The sequence below is a fragment of the Saccharopolyspora ipomoeae genome (genome assembly GCF_029952525.1).
Classification (GTDB): Bacteria; Actinomycetota; Actinomycetes; order Mycobacteriales; family Pseudonocardiaceae; genus Saccharopolyspora; species Saccharopolyspora ipomoeae.
On sequence record NZ_JASAOF010000034.1, the window covers coordinates 1 to 19077 of the forward strand.

The following is a 19077-nucleotide window of genomic DNA, read 5'->3' on the forward strand; positions in this document are numbered from 1 at the left end:
CCCGAAAACCCCCTGAACACCACCCCCCCTTTAAGGGTGAAACCCCAGGTCAGGGGGCCAGCCGTGCCTCGAATAGGGCTTCCAGCTCCGTGGTCGTGGAATCGCGGTCCGAGTGGTGGATGCCGACCATTCCCGCCGCGACCGCTCCATCGACGTTGCGCCGGAGATCGTCGACGAAGACGCACTCCCCCGGTTCGAGCCCGATCCGCCGCGCGGCGAGCCGGTAGATCTCGGGATCGGGTTTGGCGAACCCGACGGCTCCGGAGAGCACCACGGAATCGAACCCGTCCGCCAACTCCGGATCGGGAAGCCGGTCGGCGTTGGAGACGACGGCGGTGCGCACCCCGGTGGCCCGGAGCGCGCGGGCGACCGCGTCCATCCCGGGCTCGTCGAGCACTCCGGCGTAGTCGAGAAGCAGTCCGCGCAGATCCACGTTCAGCACCGTAGGCCACACGATCGGGTGGTACCCGCCGAAACGTGACCGGATTCGCGGGTCTCGCGCCTCTTTCACATCGGGGGAGGAACCGACGACGGAGGAGACCCCATGACCGCCATCCAGGGCAGCACCGCTGCCCAGCCCAGAACCACCTCGCAAACCAGAACCACCTTCCCGCCCAGGCCGATCGCCCGTCCGGCGTCGACTCCCCGCTCCCGCACCGAGCCACCACCAGGTCCTCGGCACGCGGCGCAGCGCAGCGCGACGGCGGTCGCCTCGGTGATCGGCAGACAGGTCTTCGACGTGCTCGCCGGGCGCACGCGCGTGGACCGGGTGCGCGAGTCCCTGACGGCCACGGTCTTCGGGAACCTGATCGGCGTCCGGCTGCACGGCGCCGGCCACCCGGACTACCGGCTGCACTCGGTGCACGCGTGCGCGGTCGGGGATTCGGTGGTGGAGGCCTGCCTGATCGTGGGTGCGCACCGGTTCCGCGCCCTGGTCCTGCGCATCGAGCGGCAAGCGCAGCGCTGGGTCTGCACCCGGCTGTCGCCGATCGAGCGGAGCGCCTTCTAGGCGAGCGGGACTTCCCAGGTCACTGTCGTCCCGCTGTCCGGGGAGGAGGCGAGGGTGCAGCGCCCGCCGGCCGCGGCAGCGCGTTCTTCGAGGTTGCGGAGACCGCGCTTGCTCACGTCGCGCGGGATCCCGCAGCCGTCGTCGACGACCTGCAACCGCAGCCCGGACTCCGATCGCCGGACCCGCACCAGGACGGTGCGCGCGCCCGAGTGCCGGACCACGTTGGACAGCGCTTCGCGCAGCGCCGCCCGCGCGTGGTCGGCCACCGGCACCGGGACGTCGGTGAGGTCGCCGTCGATCTCCAGCCTGGGCGGTCTGCCGAGCAGTTCACCGGCGATCTGCACCTCGGAGCGGATCGAGTCGTCCAGCGCGGGTGCCTGGTTGGGCGTCTCGGGGTCGGCCGAGCGCAGCGTGCGGGCGGTCGCGCGGACCTCGGCGATGGCCTGGTCGATCTGCTCGACGGTCTCGGCCAGCCGGTCGGCGTCGGCGCTGTCGAGGCTGCCCTCGACGCGGCGCTGCAGCACGTCCAGCTGCACGCCCGCGGCGTAGAGCCGCTGCACGATCACGTCGTGCAGGTCGCGGGCGATGCGCTCGCGCTCCTGGTAGACGGCGATCCGCTGCCGGGCGGTGGAGCCCTCGGCCAGCACCAGCGCAAGACCTGCCTGCGCGGCGAAGGAGGTGAGCACGTCGACCGCGACGCGGTTGAAGGTCGACGCCCCGCGTCGCCGGTAGACGGCCAGCGCGCCGAGGCGCCGTTCGCGGGTGCCGAACGGCGCGACGGCGAACGGCCCGTACACCCGCAGCGACGCGGGCACGTACGGCGCGGTCAACGGGTCGTCGATGAGGTCGTCGACGACCACGGGAACGCCGCTGCGCGCGACGCGTGCGGCCGCAGAACGGGAGGAGAGCACGGTTCCGACGGGATCGGCGAGCGGGCCGGTCGCGCTCGGGGCGCCGTAGGCGGCTTCGACGGTGAGACGTCCGTCGTCGGACCGCACCGTGACGACGCCGAGGTCCGCTTCGGCGAGTTCCGCGGCGCGTCGGACGACCAGCGGCAGCACCGCCTCGGGATCCTCCGCGGACAGCGCCACCCTGGTGATCTCGGTGGACGCGGTGAGCATCCGCCTGGCGAGGGTGGAATCCATGACGCTTTCGAGGCTATAGCGCCCGTACACGCGGTGAAGGGAGTTGCTGGTGCGGTTCATGACACATCCGCCGTGGTCGTGGTGCGGACCCGGCCCCCGTCGACCTGGCTGCCGTCCACCCGGCCGCCGCTGACGCGGAGCACCAGGTCGCTGCCCGCGGTCTCGCTGATCCGGTGCGTCACGTGCACGACGGTGCGGCCGCGGAGCCGGTCGCGCAGCCGGTGCAGCAGCGCGTCCGCGGTCTCGGCGTCGAGGTGCGCGGTGGGCTCGTCGAGCAGCACCAGGTCGGCGTCGGCGAGCAGCGCTCGGGCGAGCGCGAGCCGCTGGGCCTCGCCACCGGAGAGCTCGGTTCCGCCGCTGCCGACCGGGGTGTCGAGGTCCCAACCGGGCAGTCCGGCGGTGTCGAGCGCGTCGGTGAGCTCGGCGTCGGTCGCGCCGGGTGCGGCGAGCCGGAGGTTCTCGCGGACGGTGGTGGTCACCAGCTGCGGGTCCTGCGGGCACCACGCCACGCGGTCCGGCACCCGGGCGAAACCGCCAGCGGCCGGCACGAATCCGAGCAGCAAGGCGAGCAGCGTCGACTTGCCCGCCCCGGAGGGCCCGACGACGGCGACGTGCGACCCGGCGGGCACGTGCAGGTCGACGTCGGAGAGCACCACCGGCCCGTCGGGCCAGGCGATGTCGGCGCCGACCAGGTCGATCTCGCCCTCGGTCCCGGCCGGGCGCTGATCGGGCTCCGGTGCGCTGAGCAGCGGCGCGAGCCGGTCGTGGGCGGCGCGCAGCGTGCGCCACTGCTGCGCGGCGGGCGGCAGCAGCGCGACGGCTTCGGCAGCGGCGAGCGGGACGAGCGCGAGCAGCGGCGCGAGTTCGGGCGCCAGTCGGCCGTCGGAGACGGCGGTCGCGGCGAGGTGGGCGCTGCCGAGCACGGCGGCGCCGATCAGCAGCGTGTGCACGGCGGTCGCGGCTCCGGTGCCGAAGGCGGCGCGGCGGGCGCGGGCGGCGAGCCGCGAGTCGGCCTCGGTGAGTTCGGCGCGACGCCGGGTGTGCGCGCCGAAGGCCAGCAGTTCGGCGGCGCCGTCGAGCAGCGCGAGCACGCGGGCCGCCACGACGCGGCGGCCTTCGGCGACGGCGGCGCTGGCGCGCTGCTCGGCGAGCACCGCGACGACGGGGGTCGCCACGCTCGCGGTCGCCAGGGCGAGGGCGAGCACGAGGCCGGCTTCGGGCAGCACCAGGGCCTGCACGACGACGGCCGCCACCAGGACGACGAACGCGATCAGCGGAGGGAGGACGACGCGGGGGATCTGGTCCCGGACCTCGTCGACGTCGTCGACGAGCCTGGCCACGCCCTCACCGCGCCGCAGTCCGGCGGTGCGGACCGGACCGATCCGGACCAGCGCGGACCACAGCCGTTCGCGCAGGTCGCCTGCGGTGCGGAAGGCGGCGTCGTGGGTGACGAGCCGTTCCAGGTAGCGCAGCGCGGCACGGGAGAGCGCGAAGGTGCGGACGCCGACGACCGCGACGGACAGGGTCAGGATCGGCGGTTGCTGGGAGGCTCGGGCGATCAGCCAGGCGGAGGTGGCGGTGAGCGCGAGTCCGGACAGCAGCGACAGCGCGCCGAGCGCGGCACCGGCGAGCGTCCGCGTGCCGATCAGGTCGCGCAGTCGGCCGCGCGCGGTGGTCTCCGCTGGGCCCGGTGCCTCGACCTCCGGGGCCGCGGTCTCGGGTCCGGTGCTCTCGGACGTGGGCCGGTGGCTGGCCAGGACGACGGTCGCGCCGCGCTGGGCGGCGCGGGCGACGGCGGCGTCGACGCGCTGGGCGCTCGCCGCGTCGAGGTGCGCGGTGGGCTCGTCGAGCAGCAGGAACGTCGCGTCGCCGCGCAGCCGCAGCAGGGCGCGGGCGACGGCGACGCGCTGGCGCTCGCCCGCGGACAGCTCGTCGATGCGGCGGTCGGCCAGGTGCCCGGCGGCGGCGTCGGCCAGCGTCCCGTCGATGTGGTCGGCGAGGTCGGGCTGGTCGGCGGTGGCGACCAGCAGCTCGTCGCGGACCGTGCCGCCGGTGAACGTCGGGCGCTGCGGCACCCAGGCGACCCGGCGCCGCCACTCCTCGACGGTGGGGGTGGCTCCACCGCAGGTCACGACACCGGAGTCGGGGTGGGCGAAGCCGAGCAGCACGGCCAGCACGGTGGACTTCCCGCTGCCGCTCGGGCCGATGTCCCCCGAACCGATGTCCCCGGACCCGAGGTCGCCGCTGGCGAGCCGCAGCACGGATCCGGGTCGCGCGGTGAAGCTCAGCCCGTCCGGCACGAACGCGTCGCGGCGCCGGACCCGCAGTCCGGACACCCGCAGCACACCGGGCTCGTCGTCGGGGTTCCCGGTGACCGCGAACCCGGCCGGCTCGGGGGCGGACACGATCTCGTCGACGCGGCGGACGGCCTCGACGCCGTCCTCGCTGGCGTGGTGCGCGGCGCCGACGGCGCGCAGCGGCAGGTAGCACTCCGGGGCCAGGACCAGCACCAACAACCCGGTCGCCAGGTCGAGATCACCGGAGACCAGGCGGAGACCGATGCCGACGGCGACCATCGCCACCGACAGCGACGAGAACAGCTCCAGCACCAGCGCGGACAGGAACGCGATCCGCAGCGTGGCGACGGTGCTGCGGCGGTGCTCCTCGCTGACCTTGCGGACGACCTCGCGCTGGGCTCGCGCGCGGCCGAACGCGGTGAGCACCGGCAGGGCGCGGATCAGCTCCAGCAGCCGGGCCGACAGCCGGTGCTCGGCGTCGGTCGCGCGGGCGGTGCGCTGCTCGGTGTAGCGGCCGACGAGCCACGCGAACAGCGGGATCAGCGGCACGGTCAGCACCACGACCAGCGCGGACACCCAGTCCGACCAGAGGATCCAGGCGCCGACCAGCGGCGGCACGATCGCGGCGGTGACCAGCGCGGGCAGGTACTTGGTGAAGTAGGCGTCGAGCGCGTCGAGACCCCGGGTGGCCAGAGCGGTGAGCTCGGCGGGCCCGCGCTTGCCGATCCACTCGGGGCCGCGCCGCAGCGCGGAGTCGAGCAGCAGGGCGCGCAGTTCCTCCTTGGCACCGGCGGCGGCGCGCGCGGAGACCGCTTCGGTGGCCCAGCCGAGCGCGGCGCGGGCGAGGACGGCGACGGCCAGCACGACCAGCCGGTCGCCGATCTCGGCGGCGGGCACCCCGCGCACCACGACGTCGGCGAGCGCGCTGCCGATCGCCCAGGCCTGCGCGATGAGCGCGACCGCGTTGCCCGCGGCGAGCAGTCCGCCGACGACGAGCGCGCGCCGCGTCGACCCGGACAGCCGGGGCAGGGCGCCGAGCGGGCCGCTCACGGCGCGTGCACCGGTGGGATGTGCTTCGTGCCGATGCGCTTGCGGAACACCCAGTAGGTCCAGCTCTGGTAGATCAGCACGGCCGGGGTGCCGAACGCGGCGACCCAGGTCATGATCATCAGCGGGTAATCGCTGGCGGCGGTGTCCTCGACGGACAGCGAGAACGCGGGGTCCACCGTGGACGGGATGACGTTCGGCCACAGCGAGCCGAACAGCGTCACCACCACACCGGTCAGCGCGACCGCCTGCAGGAAGAACGCCTGCCCCTCCCGGTCGGCGGCGACCCTGGCGAGACCGAGCAGACCCGCCGCCAGGGCGATCACCAGCGGGATCCAGGTCCAGGCCGAACCCTCGCGGAACTGGGCGAGCAGCACCAGCGCGACCACCGGCAGCAGCAGCGGCAGGCCGGCGCGCAGCGCGAACCGGCGGGCGCGCAACCGCATCTCGCCCTCGGTCTTGAGCGCGAGGAACACGGCGCCGTGCAGCATCGAGAAGGTGACCACGGCGATCGCGCCGACGACGCTGGGCAGGCTGAAGATCGTCCACCAGCCTCCGACCCGGTCGCCGTTGGCGTCCAGCGGCAGCCCGAAGACGTTGGCCGACAGCACCAGTCCGACCATCGCGGGCGCGATCCAGGAGGCCAGCACGATCACCGCGTCCCAGGTGCGCCGCCAGCGGTCGGTGTCGACCTTGCCCCGGTACTCGAAGGCGACACCCCGCCCGATCAGCACGAGCAGCAGCACCAGCAGCGGCAGGTAGGCGGTGGAGAACAGCGACGCGTACCAGCCGGGGAAGGCGGCGAAGGTGGCTCCACCGGCCACGATCAGCCACACCTCGTTTCCGTCCCAGACCGGCCCGATGGTGTTGATCAGGACGCGGCGCTGGGTGTTGTCGCGCCCGAGGATCGGCAGCAGCATCCCGACGCCGAAGTCGAATCCCTCGAGGAACAGGTAGCCCAGCCACAGCAGGGCGATCACGAGGAACCAGAAGGTGGGGAGATCCATCTCGGCCTCTCAGTACGCGAAGGACAGGGCTTCGTCGGCGTCGGACTTCTTCTCCGGCGGCATCACGGCGTCGAACCCGCCGCGCGAGAAGCGGATCATCAGGAAGATCTCCACGACCAGCAGCACCCCGTAGAGCGCGGTCAGGCTGATCACCGAGGTCAGCATCTCGCCGGGCGTCACGCCGGAGGACACGGCGGAGGCGGTGTACATGTACACGCCGTCCACGCCGGACGGGTTCGGGTTGGGCGCGACGACGAACGGCTGGCGGCCCATCTCGGTGAACACCCACCCGGCGATGTTGCCGCCGAACGGCGCCCCGATGCCGAGCAGCGCCAGCGGCGCCCACCACTTGCCGCGGGGGAACCGCTGCTTGCGGGTCAGCCACAGCACGGCCACGCCGCCGAGCGCGGCCAGCCCGCCGAAGCCGATCATGAACCGGAATCCCCAGTAGGTCACCGGCAGCAGCGGCTGGTAGTCGATCGGCTGGCCCGCGAACTGCCCCAGCCGCGGGTCGTCCGGGTAGTGCGTGCCGTACGCGGCCTGGTACTTCGGGATGAGCTCGTTGACCCCGTCGACCTCGCTGGTGAAGTCGCCTTCGGCCAGGTACGACAGGATGTAGGGCACGGTCAGGCTCTTGACGTCCTCGCAGTTGGGGCGGCTGACGTCGCCGACCGCGAAGATCGAGAAGCTGGCGGGCGCCTCGCTGTGGCACAGCGCTTCGGCGGAGGCCATCTTCATCGGTTGCTGGTCGAACATCAGCTTGCCCTGGATGTCGCCGCTGATCGCCAGCCCGGCGAAGGCCACGACCGCGACCCAGGCGCCGAGCCGCATCGATCCGTGCCAGGCGCGCCGGTCCTCCTCGTCAACGGGCTCGCCGGCGCTGTCGGCCTGCTTGCGCTGCCGCACGATCTGCCAGGCGGCGATGCCGATGAGGAAGCCGCCCGCGACGGCGAAGCAGCCGAAGACGGTGTGCGGGAAGGCCGCCAGGACGGTGGAGTTGGTCAGCACCGCCCAGATCGAGATGAGCTCGGGCTTGCCCTCGACCATCCGGATGCCGACGGGGTGCTGCATCCAGGAGTTGGCGGCCAGGATGAAGTACGCCGAGAGCACGGTGGCCAGCGAGAACGCCCAGGCGCAGGCCAGGTGGACGCCCTTGGAGAGCCGGTCCCAGCCGAAGATCCACAGGCCGAGGAAGGTCGACTCGACGAAGAACGCCAGCAGGCCCTCCATCGCCAGCGGCGCGCCGAAGACGTCGCCGACGAAGCGGGAGTAGGAGCTCCAGGCCATGCCGAACTGGAACTCCTGCACGATCCCGGTGACCACCCCCATGGCGAAGTTGATCAGCATCAACTTGCCCCAGAACTTGGTCATCTTCAGGTATCGGCGGTTCCCGGTGCGGTACCAGGCCGTCTGCATCCCGGCGACCAGGATCGCCAGTCCGATGGTCAGCGGCACCATCAGGAAGTGGTAGACGGTCGTGATCCCGAACTGCCAGCGCGCGATGTCGAGCAGATCCACGCCCCCACACTGCCGCCCGCACGCGTGCGCGCGCAGAGGCAAGGGCCCCCAATCGCCCGGTCGAGCGTCCCGACCTCAGCGGGACCTAGGTCCTCATCCACTCAGCGCGACCTCGACGCCCACCGGGGACGAAACACCCGAACGATCAGGTGGCGCCGTCCGAAGCGGACGGTCACCGGAGGGCTTCGGCGACCGTCTCCGCCGTCTCGACCACCATCGGCCCGATCTCGTCGGCGGCGATCGGCTGCAGCGCCACCACTCCGACGCTGGCGCGCAGCCCCGGCACCCCGCGCACCGGCGCGGCCACGCCGAAGGCGCCCTGCTGCAGGTCACCGCTGCTGGAGATCCACCGGGGCGCGCCCGCGGGCAGGTCGACCGCCCGGCCGGCGGCACCGCGCTGGATGGGGTGGCGCGTGCCCACCCGGTAGGACACGTGATAGCTGGTCCACGAGGGTTCGACGACCGCCACGGCCTGCGCCTCGCTGCCGTCGGCGACGGTCAGGTGCGCGGTCGCGCCGACCTTCTCCGCCAGCGCCCGCAGCGCGGGCGTGCAGGCGACCCGCAGCTGCGGCAGGACCCGTCCCGCCAGCCACAGCACGCCGAGACCCAACCGGACCCGCGACCCCTCGCGCCGCACCAGCCCGCGGCTCTGCAGCGGCCCGAGCAGCCGGTACACGGCGGCGCGGCTCACGCCGATGCGCGCGGCCAGGTCGCTGATCGTCGGCGCCTCGCTCTCCGCGTCGGCCACCGCCTGGAGCAGGCTCAACCCGCGCTCCAGCGTCAGCGAGCTCTCCTTGGTGCCCGCGGGCACCTCGTGCGGGAGGCGCGGGACGTGCGTCGGATCGGGTTGGGCCATCGCGTCACCTCCGAGCCGCCGCGAGCACCGTGCCGGTCACCTCGCCGAGCCCGACGACCGAGCCGCCGGGACCCGGCGCGCTACCGCTCAGTGTCACCCGGTCGCCGTCCTGGAGGAAGGTCCGCTGCTCGCCGTCGGACAGCGTGATCGGGTCCGATCCGCCCCAGGTCAGCTCCAGCAGGCAGCCGCGGTGCTCGCGCTCGGGCCCGGACACGGTGCCGGAGGCGAACAGGTCACCGGGCCGCGCCGGGGCGCCGCCGACGGTCAGGTGCGCGAGCTGCTGCGCGGGCGTCCAGTACATGTCGGCGAAGCGCGGGTGCGACAGCGTCGTCTCGTTGCAGCGCACCTCCAGCCGCAGGTCCAGGCCCCACGGCTCGGACTCCACCAGGTACTGCTGCAGCGGGTGCTCCGGCGGCGGGGCCGGGACGCGCGCGTGCTCGAACGCCTCCAGCGGCGTGATCCAGCCGGCGACGGAGGTCGCGAAGGACTTCGACAGGAACGGGCCGAGCGGCTTGGACTCCCACGCCTGCACGTCGCGGGCCGACCAGTCGTTGACCAGCGCGACGCCGAAGACGTGGTCGGCGAACTCCGAGGTGGGGATGCGCGCGGCGGCCTCACCGCCGCACACGAACCCGACCTCGGCCTCGAAGTCCAGCCGCCGGGTGGGGCCGAACGCCGGGTGCGCGTCGCCGGTCGCCTTGCGCTGGCCGCTGGGCCGGTGGATGTCGGTGCCCGACACGCACACCGTCCCGGCGCGCCCGTGGTAGCCGATCGGCAGGTGCGTCCAGTTCTCCGGCAGCGGCGCCGCGCCCCGGCTGAGGATGCGACCGGCGTTCTCGGCGTGGTGCCGGGAGGCGAAGAAGTCGACGTAGTCGCCGACGGTGAACGGCATCGACAGCGTGTGCCAGTCGGTGCGCACCAGCTCGGCCCCGGCCGGGGCGCGATCGGCGGTCACGATGCCGGTGAGCCGTTCCCGCAGCTCGCGCCAGACGTCCCGGCCCGCCGCGAGCAGCGGATCGAGGGAGTCGCCGGAGACGAGGTCGGCCAGCCGAGGACCGAGTTCGCCGGAGATGCCCCGCAGCGGCAGGGCGTGCCGCCCGACGCGCACCGCGACCACCGGACCGGTGCCGGTGACCAGCACGCCGTACGGGAGGGTCTGCGGCCCGAACGGCTTGTCCGGGGCGAACTCCGCGTCCTCGATCCAGCTCAAAGCAACCCCAATCCTTCCAGTTCGGCGACGGGGTCCTTCAGCGAGCACGAGCCGTACGAGGCGAAGACGTCGCGCACCGCGTTGGCCGCGTCGTCGGACAGCGAGCGGGCCTCCTCGGCCAGCGCGGCGCCGTCGGTGCTTTCCAGCGCCGCCCGCACATCCTTGCCGGAAAGGGAGCGCGCGGTCGCGACGAGCAGGTTGAGGAAACCGTGATGGGTGAATCCCGTTTCCGGGTCCTCGCCCCGGACGGCGGCGTTGAGACCGGTGGTGGCCTTGAACGGGACGTCCAGCGATCCGGCGACGGCGAGGAACTCGGCGACCTCGTCGACGGTGGGCACGGCCTCGGCGGTCTGGCCGCCGGTGCGCAGCTTGGGCCAGCAGCCGTGCTCGGCGACGCGGCGGATGCCGTCCAACCAGCCCTCCCCGCCGCGGCGGGGCTCGACGACGCGGGTGATGTCCTCGGGCACGAACTCCGAGACGCGCTCCAGCCAGATGTCGTCGACGTCCGACGGCGCGGGCATCTCGACCATCCGCAGCGCGAGCAGCTCCTGCCTGCCCTCGATGATCGACAGGGCCTTGGGCACGCCGCCCAGGCCGGTGTCGCATACCAGGGACAGCGGGATCGGCGAGGACGGCTTGGCCTTGGCCAGCTCGGTGATCAGCTCGGCGAGCCGGGACGCCTGGCACAGCATCGGCCCGAGCAGGCCGGCGAACTCGCCGGCCCGCGCGTCCAGGTGGTCGGTGACCGCCTGCGGTACCGGGGTGGCCACCTCGTTGCGGTTTCCGGGCGGGAAGAGCGCGGCGTCATCGACCAGTCGGGCGAACAGGGGTGGGATGCCGCGCGGACCTGGCGCGCGAAGCTCAACAGCGCTTGACACGGTGGACACGCTAGTGCCGTTGCGGCCAGTGAACAAAGATGCCCGATAAACGGACGTCTGACCGGGTCATATGCGCCTCCCTGGGACGAGTTTGGCGGACATCATGCACCCCTGCGTAGTCACCCCACCCACCACCCGGGTGGTTCCTCCCGGACAACCACCCGCTCGGACCTGCGCTCACTGGTCCGGTCGGCTCCCCACGCCACCGTCGCACCTGGTAGTAAGGGGTTCGGCGGGGATCCCCGCAGCGCGTTCGAGGCCCGGAACCCGTGGTCCGCCCACCGGGACGGGGGCTTTTCTCGCGCTTCAGCTTAAGTTAGGCTTGCCTAAGTTGGAGGTGAGCAGGTGGGCGAGAAGACGATCCGCAAGCCGGCCAGGCCGAGCGTGGCGGAGCGAGCCAGGAGCATTGCCAAGCGCGGCGGGAAGGCCGCGCTGCTGCCGTCGGGCGAGGTCTCGGCCCGCGTCGCCCCCTTGCTGCACCACGTGCACTCGGACGGGACCGCGACCGTGCTGCTCGCCGACGACCACCCGCTGGTCGCCGCCGGCTGGCACGCCCCGCGCGGCGAGCTCGCGGCGGTGCTGGAGGTGGCCGACCCGACCCCGGTGCGGCTGCGCGAACCGGTCCGCGGCCTGCTGTGGCTGACCGGCTGGCTGCGGCTGCTCGACCCCGAGGAGGCGCACCACGAGGTGCTCTCCATCGTCGACGACCGGCCCGACCCGCGACTGCTCGACGCCGGGCACGGCGCCAGCGTGCTGCGGCTGGAGTCCGCCTCGATCGTGCTCGCCGACGCCGAGGGCACCGACTCGGTGGACCCGACCGAGTTCCAGGCCGCCACGCCCGATCCGTTCTGCACCTTCGAGGACGACTGGCTGCGGCACCTGGAGCTCTCGCACCGCGACGTCGTGGGCCTGCTCGCCCGGCACCTGCCGGAGCAGCTGCGCGGCGGCCACATCCGGCCGCTCGGCCTGGACCGCTACGGGCTGCGGCTGCGGGTGGAGTCCTCCGACGGCGACCACGACGTCCGGCTGGGCTTCTCCCGACCGGCCGACACCACCGAGCGCCTCGGCTTCGAGCTCCGCCGCCTCGTCGGCTGCCCCTTCCTCGCCCAGCAGCGCAACGGCTCCTGACGAGATCGGTGACAGTTTTCATGAAAACTGTCACCACCAACGAAACACCCACCCACCCCGAACCCGTCCCGAGATGGGGAAGTTTTCATGAAAACTGTCCCCGTCGAACGACGTCTCCCCCTGAGGGGATCGACCCCTGGGTGGGGGAAGTTTTCATGAAAACTTCCCTCACGACCGAACGTCGGTGGTGAGGGGTGTTGGGGTTCGGGGTGGGACAGTTTTCATGAAAACTGTCCCGTCAGGTGAGTTCGTCGGAGAACCACGTCGCTCGGGTGATGCGGCCGTGGCGGAAGCGCAGCGAGCCGTCCTCGCCGACCAGCACCGCCTCGGCGATCTGCTGCTGCCGGGTGACCAGCCAGAGGAAGGCGTGCGCCACCCGCCACGCCTGGCCCTCGGTCAGCCCGTCGGAGAACCGGACCTGCAGACCGCCCGGTTCCGCGTACTGCAGCTCCACCAGGAGCCCGTCGCGGATGCCGAAGAAGTCCGTGGCACCCAGCGCGCAGTTGATCGAGTCGAAGTCGCGCACCTCCCGCAGCACGCGCATGGCCAGCGCCGGCAGGTTCTCCGCCAGCGGCTCGGCTTCCTGCGTTCCCCACACGTAAACGTCCACGCGCACCCTCTCGCGTCGGCGACACTCATGCGACGGAGCGGGAGCCCTCAGCGGTTCCGCTCCTCCGAAAACCAGTCGCGACGGGCATCCGACGACGGCACCGCTGCGGGTACGGTGCGTCCGGTGAGCATCCTGCGCGCCTGGCTGAGCCCTACACGCCCCGATGAGCCCCAGGAGTTCACCGATCCGGCGGAGCGCAAGGCGATCCGCATCGAACTGCTCGTGGTCTTCGCCGTCACGCTGGGCATGTCGGGCCTGCAGAGCCTGATCTCCCTGCTGGACGCGCTGCTGCAGCCGATGCCGCTGGCCCAGCAGCAGGTCGCGATCAACCAGCCGCGAGCCGATCTCGGGCTGCTGGACATGCTGGCGCAGCTGGTCAACGTGCTGCGGCTGATCTCGTGGGGCGCGCTGGGCGCGTTCCTGCTGTGGCGCAGCGGGATCGCGCTGCGGAAGGTCGGCCTGGACCGCACCCGGTTGGGGAATGACGCGCTGCGCGGAGCGGGACTGGCCGCGCTGATCGGGATTCCCGGGCTCGGCCTGTACCTGCTGGCGCACGCGCTCGGCCTGAGCCTGACCGTTCAGCCCTCGACGCTGACCGACGCGTGGTGGCGGGCGCCGGTGCTGGTGCTGTCGGCGTTCGGCAACGCCTTCGCCGAGGAGGTCCTGATCGTCGGCTACGTGCTGACCCGGCTGCGGCAGCTCGGCTGGGGCGAGAACCGCTCGCTGTGGCTGGCCGCGCTGCTGCGCGGCAGCTACCACCTCTACCAGGGCTTCGGCGGATTCGTGGGCAACGTCGTGATGGGTCTGGTCTACGGCCGGATCTGGCAGCGCTCCAACCGGCTGGTGCCGCTCGTCGTCGGGCACGCGCTGATCGACGTGGTCGCGTTCGTGGGCTACGCGGCGCTGCGGGGGCACGTCGACTGGCTCCCGTGATCTTGGATTCCGGCGCGGCGCGCAACGCATCGCCGGTTCAGTCGCCAGGAAAGTTAATGATCCATCGAAATCGAGTGTGATCAGCGACGATTACGTTCGTCCCGGCTAGTCTGCGGGTGTGACTCGACCGCACGTCCAGAGCGAGGTCGGACCGCTGAACTCGGTGGTGCTGCACCGTCCCGGTTCCGAGCTCAAGCGCCTCACCCCGCGCAACAACGACCAGCTGCTGTTCGACGCGATCCCCTGGGTCGACCGGGCGCAGGAGGAGCACGACGCCTTCGCCGAGGTGCTGCGCGGACGCGGCGTCGAGGTCCTGCTGCTGCGCGACCTGCTCACCGAGGCACTCGCGGACGCCCGCGCGCGGGCCGCCGCGGTGCACACCGGCGTCGACGAGCTCAAGCTCGGCGCCGACGTGGCCGACACGCTGCGCTCGCACCTGTCGGGCGTCACCGACGAGACGCTGGCCGAGGTGCTCATCGGCGGCATGACCTTCGAGGAGCTGCCGGAGGCGGAAGGCCGCTCGCTGGTGCGCCGGATGCACCGGCCGCACGACTTCGCCGTCGACCCGCTGCCGAACCTGCTGTTCACCCGCGACTCGTCGGTGTGGATCGGCGGCCGGGTGGCGATCGCGGCGCTGGCGATGCCCGCGCGGCGGCGCGAGTCGGCGATCACGGACCTGATCTACGCCTACCACCCGAGGTTCTCGCACGCGGCCCGCGCGTACGGCGCGCACTCGGCACCGGTGGAGGGCGGCGACGTGCTGCTGCTGGCGCCCGGCGTGGTCGCCATCGGGGTCGGCGAGCGCACCACCCCGGCCGGCGCGGAGTCGCTGGCGCGGTCGATGTTCGCCGACGACCTCGCGCACACCGTGCTGGCGGTGCCGATCGAGCAGGCGCGCGCGTCGATGCACCTGGACACCGTGTGCACGATGGTCGACCGCGACGCGGTGGTGATGTACCCGGCGATCCAGCACTCGCTGACCGCCTACGCGCTGCGCCCGAAGGACGGCGCGCTGGACGTCTCCGGTCCGGCTCCGTTCCTGGACGCCGCGGCCGAGGCGATGGGCATCGACCGGCTGCGGGTGATCGACACCGGCCTGGACCCGGTGACCGCCGAGCGCGAGCAGTGGGAGGACGGCAACAACACGCTCGCGGTCGCTCCCGGCGCGGTCGTGGCCTACGAGCGCAACGCCGAGACGAACGCGCGACTGGAGGACGCGGGCATCGAGGTGCTGCGCATCAGCGGCTCGGAACTGGGTTCCGGACGAGGCGGCCCGCGGTGCATGTCGTGTCCGATCAGCCGTGCTCCGCTCGGCGACACGCGAATCGCGTCCACCTGATCGGGCGAACATTTCGACTGTGATCGAGAACAACCGTAGAATTTTGGCGGCACTCATAAGCGGAACCCGATAGGTTGCTTCGGGTAAGGATCGCACGACCTTCCCCGTTTCCGCTGGTAGTGGCGCTGAGGTCGGCGAGAACGGCAAGGTGTGGCTCGCCTTGATTAATTGAGGCAAACCTTTCTTCCTGCCCTGGGAAACTAAGGCTAACCATATTAGAATAAGGCTCACCTTGAATGTGATTGGACCGATTCAAGGTTATATTGAGACACATGGCTGTCACCGCGAAGAAGATTCAGCACAAGGAATCGAAGTTCGAGAACCTGCTGCAGGAACAGGTCAAGAACGAGTTCACCGCCTCGCAGCAGTACATCGCGGTCGCGGTCTGGTTCGACGACAACGATCTGCCGCGGCTGGCCTCGCACTTCTACCAGCAGGCGCTGGAAGAGCGGAACCACGCGATGATGATCGTCCAGTACCTCATGGACAACAGCATCACGCCGCAGATCCCGGCCATCGAGCAGGTCCGCAACGACTTCTCCGAGACCCGGGAGCTGATCGCGCTCGCCCTGGAGCAGGAGCGCGAGGTGACCCGCGAGATCGAGACGCTGGCCAGGACCGCCCGCGAGGAGGGCGACTACATCGGCGAGCAGTTCATGCAGTGGTTCCTCAAGGAGCAGGTCGAGGAGGTCTCCTCGATGTCCACCCTGCTCAACGTCGTGGACCGCTCCAAGGGCAACCTCTTCGACGTCGAGGCCTTCCTCGCCCGCGAGCAGGTCGGCGACGATGGCTCGGACCCGACCGCCCCCAAGGCGGCCGGCGGCGCGCTGTAACCCGGAGCTCGACGAAAACCCGGGAACCCGGGCGGATCACCCCGAGCGGCTCAGCCGCTCGGGGTGATCTGCATTTCGCTGGGCGGGCTCTGCTCCGACGGGCCCGGTTGCTGCGGTTCCTGCGGTTGCTGCTGCGAGGTCTCCGGATCCGGTTGCTGCTGCGAGGTTTCCGGGTCGGCGGTCTCCGACGGGCCGGTGCGCAGGATCGACGGGTCGTGCGACTCGCTGATCGAGGGCTCCGGCTCGGAAGGACCGGTCTGCTGCCGGCGGGTGTCCGGTGACGACGGTGGCGGGAGGTGACCCGTCGGCGGCGGCACGAGCGATCCGCTCGACGGCAGCGGCGGCGGGACCTGCGGACCTCCCGGCTGCTGGGTCACCGGCGGCCGCGCGGGCGGCAGCGGCCCCTGCTCGTGGCTGACCATCGCGACTCCCCCGCCCACCAGCAGCACCGCCCCGAGCGCGACACCGGTCGCGGCCAGCATCGAGTTGCGCTGACGTCGGCGACGCGCGGCGGCCACCAGCGACCACTCCGCGCCGGTGCGGACCGGGACGTCCAGCCGGTCGTCGCGCAGCAGGCGCTGCAGCTCGTCGTCCAGATCCATCACGCGTCACCTCCCTCGACGGTCTCGCCGAGCCGCTTCCGCAAGGACGTGAGCGCCTTGCTCGCCTGGCTCTTCACGGTTCCGCAGCTGACGCCGAGGGTCTCGGCGATCTCCAGTTCGGAAAGACCTTCGTAGTAACGCAGCACGACCACCGCGCGTTGCCTCGGCGGCAGATCACGCAACGCCTGCCACACCGGCTCGTTCTCCAAGCGGTCCTGCTGCGGGATCGCGGGCACGTCCGGGAACTCGGCCAGCAGCGTCTCGCGGCGGGTCCGGCGCCAGCGGCTGATGTGCGCGTTCGCCATCGCCTTGCGCACGTAGGCCGTGGGGTCCTCGGTCGTGCGGCTGATCTTGCTCCAGCGCGAGCCGACCTTCTCCAGCACCGTCTGCACCAGGTCCGCGGCGTCGTGCGGGTTGCCGGTGAGGGCATGGCCGTACCGCATCAGCCCAGGCAGAGCCACCCGGACGAAATCGGCGAAGTCGTCTTCTGTCGCAGCCATGTCCCCCCGGCGCGCCTGCCCCACAGGTAGTCCCGACGCCTCAGCGGCGGCCGGCACGGCAGGCGAGTGCGCGGTCACCCCTCCACCCCCTCGACACCGGGTACCACTGTGGAGGGATACGCACCACCGCGCCACTTCGTTGCCCAACGCAACCGAGATCACCCGAACGGAGCAAGTGGTCACCTTGCATGGCGGTGCGGGTAGGGGAACCTGAGCGGCTCCGTGGACTCCGCGCGTCGCTCCTGATGTATGTCCAATACACGGCGTCACGACGTGCTCGCCACGAAGCCGCTCAGAACCCCCGGCGGTGCGGGCTGCTCAGGTGGTGAAAGAGAAAGCGACTCCGTCGCTTGCCTGACGGTCGGTCAGCGGATGGTGATCTGGCGGCCTCGTAGTCCGTCCCTGGCGCGGCGCTCCGTGCTGGTCAGGGGCTCGCTGTCCAGGGAGGCGAGGGCTTCGTCGAGGCGGGAGCCGAGGGCTGCCGCGGGCTCGTCCCACTCGCGGGCGTGCAGTTCGCGGTCGAGGTCCCAGACCGGGACGAGCAGGCCGTGCGCGCGGAACGAACCCGCGTACCGGCTCTCCTCGCCCAGGGCCAGCTCGCCGCGGGCCGAGAGCCGGGCCAGCGCGGCCAGCAGCTGCTCCTCCGGTTCCGGTCGGACCCAGCGCAGGTGCGCCTTCTCGCCCGCGTCCACCCAGTACGCCGAGGTCACGCCCTCGCCGCGGAGGCGGTCAGTGGGCATGATCGCGGCGTTCGCGCGCTCCAGCGACAGGGCGACCTCGCCCGTCGGGTCCACGTCCTCGGGCAGCCACCAGGCGAAATCGGTGTGCAGCTCGACGTCGAGAGCGGCATCGGTGTCGATCAGGTCCTGCAGGCGGACCGGAACGGTGCCGGCCTCGGCGGTCTCGGGACCGACGACCGACAGCGACTGGCCCTCGCCGGCCTCCTGCACCCACTCGACCGCGCGGGCCAGGTCGCGGCTGATGTCACCGGAGTGCGTCTGCACCTGCAGGCCCACGAACCGGGTGCCGTCGTTGCGGTGCAGCGCGGCTGCCGCCATCGGCAGCACCGTGGCCAGGGTGATCGCCGATCCGTCGCGCATCGGCAGCGCCGCCGTCGCCGACGGGACGAACTCGCGCAGCGCGACCAGCTCGCACTCGGCGGCCAGGCCCTCGAACGGCCGGGTCACGATCACGTCCGCGGCACCACCGGCCTTGCCGTGGCAGGCCTTGTAGCGCTTGCCCGATCCGCACGGGCAGGGCTGGCGGGGACCGACGGCGCCTTCGGGCTGGGCTGGCTTGGTCGCGGCTCGCTTCGACACGGCTGATCCAATCGCTGGCGGTGACTACAGCGCGACGCTACCGAATCGGGAGGAATCGGGATCAGCCAGGTGGAGGCGGGTCGCCTCCGGCGAATTGGTCGCCAGGTAGCGCACCCCGGCGCTCCGGCACAGGTCGATGTCGGCGGGCGCGTCGACCGTCCAGCAGTAGGTGTCCCGGCCCAGCGCGGCGGCGCGCGCCGCGAAACCCGGGTCCTCGCGCAGCAGCCGCACGTCCGGTCCGGCCAGGTCCGCCCACGGCGGTAGCACGCCGCCCCGGCGGACGCCGGTGAAGCGGGAGAACAGCAGGACCGTCGGCACGGCGGGCGCGGCCTCCTTGAAGCGGCGGACGGCGGCGGGCGAGAACGACATCATGAACACCGGCGAGTCCGCCGGGTCGGCGGGCGCGGCCAGGCCGTGCCTGGCCAGCAGGGCGACCAGCTTCTGCTCCACCAGTCCGCCGTAGCGGACCGGGTGCTTCGTCTCGACGAACAGCCGCGTCCGGCGCGGGCTCGCGCGCACCATGCCGAGCAGCTCGTCCAGGGTGAGCACGCCGTACTCGGCGGCCGTGCGGCCGAAGTCGATCTCGGCCATCGCGGCCACCGTCAGCGCGCTGACCACGCCCCGGCCGTTGGAGGTCCGGTCGATGCGGCGGTCGTGGACGCAGACCAGGTGGCCGTCGCGGGTCACGCGGACGTCGCACTCCAGCGCGTCCGCGCCCTGTTCGAGCGCCAGCTCGTAGGCGGACCGGGTGTGCTCGGCGCGGTGCGCCGAGGCGCCCCGATGCGCGACGACCTCAGGAATCTCCGCCACCCCTCCAGTATCCGGAACCGGCGCTGTCCGTGCCGT

The 19077-nt window shown here is 72.1% G+C and carries 18 protein-coding genes; 5 read left to right on the top strand and 13 right to left on the bottom strand.

Annotated features, from left to right (window positions below; translation table 11 throughout):
• Positions 1–49: 49 nt before the first annotated feature.
• Positions 50–433, bottom strand: a complete 384-nt coding sequence (locus QFW96_RS28965) for an HAD-IA family hydrolase (protein ID WP_281458924.1) — start codon at positions 431–433, stop codon at positions 50–52.
• Positions 434–544: 111 nt separating this feature from the next.
• Here QFW96_RS28965 and QFW96_RS28970 point away from each other — a divergent pair, with 111 nt between their 5' ends.
• Positions 545–1009 (top strand): Rv3235 family protein, encoded by a 465-nt coding sequence (locus QFW96_RS28970; RefSeq protein ID WP_281458925.1) that lies wholly within the window; start codon positions 545–547, stop codon positions 1007–1009.
• Here QFW96_RS28970 and QFW96_RS28975 read toward each other — a convergent pair.
• From QFW96_RS28975 to QFW96_RS29005, 7 genes are all read right to left on the bottom strand, one after another.
• Positions 1006–2154, bottom strand: a complete 1149-nt coding sequence (locus QFW96_RS28975) for a GAF domain-containing sensor histidine kinase (RefSeq protein WP_281458926.1) — start codon at positions 2152–2154, stop codon at positions 1006–1008. The two genes, QFW96_RS28970 and QFW96_RS28975, sit on opposite strands and share 4 nt — an antisense overlap.
• Positions 2155–2210: 56 nt before the next feature.
• The gene (gene cydD, locus QFW96_RS28980) at positions 2211–5501 is read right to left on the bottom strand and encodes a thiol reductant ABC exporter subunit CydD (protein ID WP_281458927.1); all 3291 of its coding nucleotides are present in this window, start codon (positions 5499–5501) and stop codon (positions 2211–2213) included.
• Positions 5498–6505 carry a cytochrome d ubiquinol oxidase subunit II gene (cydB, locus tag QFW96_RS28985; protein WP_281458928.1) on the bottom strand — a complete coding sequence of 336 codons (1008 nt, stop codon included), beginning with the start codon at positions 6503–6505 and terminating at the stop codon, positions 5498–5500. Before cydB ends, cydD begins: the two co-directional genes overlap by 4 nt.
• Positions 6506–6514: 9 nt before the next feature.
• Complete coding sequence (locus tag QFW96_RS28990; protein ID WP_281458929.1) at positions 6515–8023, bottom strand: cytochrome ubiquinol oxidase subunit I; 1509 nt, start codon at positions 8021–8023, stop codon at positions 6515–6517.
• A 172-nt stretch (positions 8024–8195) separates the two neighbouring features.
• The gene (locus QFW96_RS28995) at positions 8196–8879 is read right to left on the bottom strand and encodes an IclR family transcriptional regulator (protein WP_281458930.1); all 684 of its coding nucleotides are present in this window, start codon (positions 8877–8879) and stop codon (positions 8196–8198) included.
• A gap of 4 nt (positions 8880–8883) precedes the next feature.
• Positions 8884–10089 (bottom strand): fumarylacetoacetate hydrolase family protein, encoded by a 1206-nt coding sequence (locus QFW96_RS29000; protein ID WP_281458931.1) that lies wholly within the window; start codon positions 10087–10089, stop codon positions 8884–8886.
• Positions 10086–10967 carry a hypothetical protein gene (locus tag QFW96_RS29005; protein ID WP_281458932.1) on the bottom strand — a complete coding sequence of 294 codons (882 nt, stop codon included), beginning with the start codon at positions 10965–10967 and terminating at the stop codon, positions 10086–10088. Before QFW96_RS29005 ends, QFW96_RS29000 begins: the two co-directional genes overlap by 4 nt.
• A 345-nt stretch (positions 10968–11312) precedes the next feature.
• Between QFW96_RS29005 and QFW96_RS29010 the strand changes: the two genes are divergently transcribed.
• Positions 11313–12095 carry a DUF2470 domain-containing protein gene (locus QFW96_RS29010; protein WP_281458933.1) on the top strand — a complete coding sequence of 261 codons (783 nt, stop codon included), beginning with the start codon at positions 11313–11315 and terminating at the stop codon, positions 12093–12095.
• A gap of 238 nt (positions 12096–12333) precedes the next feature.
• On the opposite strand, the gene QFW96_RS29015 is transcribed toward QFW96_RS29010, so the two are convergent.
• Positions 12334–12705: a hypothetical protein gene (locus QFW96_RS29015; protein WP_281458934.1), complete on the bottom strand. Its 372-nt coding sequence runs from the start codon at positions 12703–12705 to the stop codon at positions 12334–12336.
• Between the two features lie 123 nt (positions 12706–12828).
• Between QFW96_RS29015 and QFW96_RS29020 the strand changes: the two genes are divergently transcribed.
• The 3 genes from QFW96_RS29020 (at position 12829) to QFW96_RS29030 (ending at position 15810) form a co-directional block, all read left to right on the top strand.
• Entirely contained in the window at positions 12829–13638 is an 810-nt protein-coding gene (locus QFW96_RS29020; protein WP_281458935.1) for a CPBP family intramembrane glutamic endopeptidase, read from the top strand.
• Positions 13639–13756: 118 nt separating this feature from the next.
• Positions 13757–14977 (top strand): arginine deiminase, encoded by a 1221-nt coding sequence (locus tag QFW96_RS29025; RefSeq protein WP_281458936.1) that lies wholly within the window; start codon positions 13757–13759, stop codon positions 14975–14977.
• Between the two features lie 272 nt (positions 14978–15249).
• On the top strand, positions 15250–15810 hold the full coding sequence (locus QFW96_RS29030; protein ID WP_281458937.1) for a ferritin: 561 nt from the start codon (positions 15250–15252) through the stop codon (positions 15808–15810).
• A 50-nt stretch (positions 15811–15860) separates the two neighbouring features.
• Here QFW96_RS29030 and QFW96_RS29035 read toward each other — a convergent pair whose 3' ends face one another.
• The 4 genes from QFW96_RS29035 to QFW96_RS29050 form a co-directional block, all read right to left on the bottom strand.
• Positions 15861–16412 (bottom strand): hypothetical protein, encoded by a 552-nt coding sequence (locus QFW96_RS29035; protein ID WP_281458938.1) that lies wholly within the window; start codon positions 16410–16412, stop codon positions 15861–15863.
• Positions 16412–16990, bottom strand: coding sequence for a SigE family RNA polymerase sigma factor (locus tag QFW96_RS29040; RefSeq protein ID WP_406688298.1), 579 nt, complete (start codon positions 16988–16990; stop codon positions 16412–16414). Before QFW96_RS29040 ends, QFW96_RS29035 begins: the two co-directional genes overlap by 1 nt.
• 287 nt (positions 16991–17277) lie before the next feature.
• Positions 17278–18231 (bottom strand): DUF5926 family protein, encoded by a 954-nt coding sequence (locus tag QFW96_RS29045; RefSeq protein ID WP_281458940.1) that lies wholly within the window; start codon positions 18229–18231, stop codon positions 17278–17280.
• A gap of 24 nt (positions 18232–18255) precedes the next feature.
• Positions 18256–19041 carry a glycerophosphodiester phosphodiesterase gene (locus tag QFW96_RS29050; protein ID WP_281458941.1) on the bottom strand — a complete coding sequence of 262 codons (786 nt, stop codon included), beginning with the start codon at positions 19039–19041 and terminating at the stop codon, positions 18256–18258.
• Positions 19042–19077: the final 36 nt, after the last annotated feature.

Bases quoted from the DNA above. Each gene is read 5' to 3' on its own strand.
- QFW96_RS28995 (WP_281458930.1), bottom strand. From the start codon at position 8,879: ATGGCCCAACCCGATCCGACGCACGTCCCGCGCCTCCCGCACGAGGTG.
- QFW96_RS29035 (WP_281458938.1), bottom strand. From the start codon at position 16,412: ATGGATCTGGACGACGAGCTGCAGCGCCTGCTGCGCGACGACCGGCTG.
- QFW96_RS28970 (WP_281458925.1), top strand. From the start codon at position 545: ATGACCGCCATCCAGGGCAGCACCGCTGCCCAGCCCAGAACCACCTCG.
- QFW96_RS28975 (WP_281458926.1), bottom strand. From the start codon at position 2,154: ATGGATTCCACCCTCGCCAGGCGGATGCTCACCGCGTCCACCGAGATC.
- QFW96_RS29030 (WP_281458937.1), top strand. From the start codon at position 15,250: ATGGCTGTCACCGCGAAGAAGATTCAGCACAAGGAATCGAAGTTCGAG.
- cydB (WP_281458928.1), bottom strand. From the start codon at position 6,505: ATGGATCTCCCCACCTTCTGGTTCCTCGTGATCGCCCTGCTGTGGCTG.